The organism is Xanthobacter autotrophicus (assembly GCF_029991245.1).
In the GTDB taxonomy this organism is placed as follows: domain Bacteria; phylum Pseudomonadota; class Alphaproteobacteria; order Rhizobiales; family Xanthobacteraceae; genus Xanthobacter; species Xanthobacter autotrophicus_C.
In genome coordinates this window covers 1-2,226 of record NZ_JAIVFO010000269.1, presented here as the reverse complement: position 1 = coordinate 2,226, position 2,226 = coordinate 1, and the positions used below count along the sequence as shown (strand labels likewise).

Sequence of the window (2,226 nt, the reverse complement as noted above, 5' to 3'; positions counted from 1 at the left end):
CTCCCCAGCCCTCCCCCGCACGCGGGAGAGGGGGCAGGCCGGTGCGGGGCACGCGCGCTCCGATTATCCTCGAACCGGTTCTACCCCTGCTCGTGGAGCAGCCGGGCCACGGCGGCGCGCAACTCGGGGAAGCCGGCGCCGGTCTGGCTGGAGGTGGGGAAGACGATCGGATAGGCCGCCGGCCGCCGCTTGATCTTGTCCTGAACCCCCGCGATCACCGCCGGCAAAGCGGTGGGCTTCACCTGATCGGACTTGGTGAGGATGATGGCGTAGGACACCGCCGCCTTGTCCAGCAGGTCGAGGATCTCCTCGTCCACCGGCTTGATGCCGTGTCGGCTGTCGATGAGCACGAACACGCGGGCAAGGTTCACCCGGCCGCGCAGATAGGCCTTGATGGTGTGGGTCCAGGCCTCCACCTTCTCCTTCGGTGCCTTGGCGAAGCCGTAGCCGGGCATGTCCACGAGGGAGAGTTCCGGCCCCACCCGGAAGAAGATCAGCTCCTGCGTCCGCCCCGGCGTCACCGAGGTGCGCGCCAGCGCCTTGCGGCCGGTCAGCGCGTTGACGAGGGAGGACTTGCCCACGTTGGAGCGACCGGCGAGGGCGATCTCCATGCCCACCATGGGCGGCAGCACCTCGACAGTGGGGGCGGCCGTGACGAACTGCCAGTCGCCGGCGAACAGCAGGCGGCCGGTTTCCAGGAAGGGGTCGGGCGCGTCGGAAGCGGTATCGGTCATGAGGGCGTTATCGTGGAGCCGCGCGCGCGGCGCAAGCCGTTGGTGTGGAGCCCGCGGAGCGCCCGGTTCTGGCTATTGCCGGAACCGGTCTTGAGATCGGCAACTCGGGAACACCCGAGTTGCTGAGCGATGCCCTCCCGGCACCGGTCGAAGACCGGGGCCGTCGGCATCACTGCCGCTTGGCGCCGAGGAAGGTCTCGGCGAACCAGCGGTCGATGGTCATGGGTTGTTGCTGCTGGGGCGGCGGGGGCAACTGGCCGACCACGGCGGGCGGGCGGTCGTCCGGCAGGTTCTCCGGCGGCAGCAGGCCGCCCCCCGGCGCGCCATAGCCGGCGCCGCCGAAGCCGTAGGACCTCAGGCCCCCCGGCAGCTCGGCCACCGGCACGCCCTGATGGGCGGTCTTCATCACCCGGCTCCAGATCTCCACCGGCAGATTGGCGCCGGACGCCTTCCTGGTGGGGGATGAGTCGTCGTTGCCCAGCCACACGGCGGTGACGTAGCGGGCGGTATAGCCCACGAACCACGCGTCGCGATAATCCTGCGAGGTGCCGGTCTTGCCCGCCGCCTCCCAGCCGGGAAGGTCGGCGCGGCGCGCGGTGCCGCTCGCCAGCGTCTCCATCATCATGTGGTTCATCATGGCCGCATAGGCCGGGTCCATGACCCGTCCGGGACCGGAGATGTTGCGCTGGTACAGCACCTTGCCGTCGGCGCCCTTCACCGCGTCGATGACGTGGGGGATGACGCCGATGCCGCCGTTGGCGAACGGCACATAGGCCCCGGCCAGCTCCAGCACCGAGACTTCCGAGGTGCCCAGCGCGATGGAGGGGTTGGGATCCAGCGGCGAGGCAATGCCCAGCCGCTTCGCCGTGGCCACCACCGCCTTGGGGCCGAACTCCAGCGCGAGGCGCACCGAGACCGTGTTCAGCGACAGGGCCAGCGCCTGGGTCAGCGTCACCGGGCCGCGATATTCGTGGGTGGAATTCTCCGGCCGCCAGCCCTTGAGCTGGATGGGGCCGTCCTCGCGCACGGTCTCGGGGGTGAGGCCGTGCTCGATGGCGGTGAGATAGATGAAGGGCTTGAAGGCGGAGCCGGGCTGCCGGCGCGCGGTCACCGCCCGGTTGTACTGGCTGTCCGCATAATTGCGCCCCCCGATGAGGGCCCTCACCCCCCCGTCGGTGTCGAGCACCACGAGGGCGCCCTGGCCGACGCCGAACTTGGCGCCGGATTTCGCCAGTTGCTCCTCCAGCGCCTTTTCCGCCGCCTGCTGGAGACCGGCATCCACCGTGGTGCGCACGGTGACATCGCCGGGCAGTTCCTCACCCACGAAGGAGTCGAGCTGGTCCATGACCCAGTCGGCCACGTAGCCCGAAGAGTCCGGCATGCCGGCGCGGGACAATTGGGCCGGGCGGGCCAGCGCCGTGCTCGCCATCTCCGGGGTGATCAGGCCCTGCTGGCGCATGGCGGCGAGCACCAGCCCGGCGCGGGCCTGCGC

Annotated in this window: 2 protein-coding genes; both read right to left on the bottom strand. The window is 70.4% G+C overall.

The genetic code is table 11. From position 1 onward, the window contains the following. Nucleotides 1-80 precede the first annotated feature (80 nt). A complete protein-coding gene (gene yihA, locus K9U41_RS22590; protein WP_282643085.1) occupies nt 81-734 on the bottom strand; it encodes a ribosome biogenesis GTP-binding protein YihA/YsxC in 654 nt (217 codons plus the stop codon). Nucleotides 735-903: 169 nt separating this feature from the next. Then, on the bottom strand, nt 904-2,226 hold a 1,323-nt coding region (locus K9U41_RS22585), incomplete at its 5' end, for a transglycosylase domain-containing protein (RefSeq protein WP_282643084.1).

Excerpts from the sequence above, each read along its gene's own strand:
- yihA (WP_282643085.1), bottom strand. The coding sequence starts at position 734 with ATGACCGATACCGCTTCCGACGCGCCCGACCCCTTCCTGGAAACCGGC.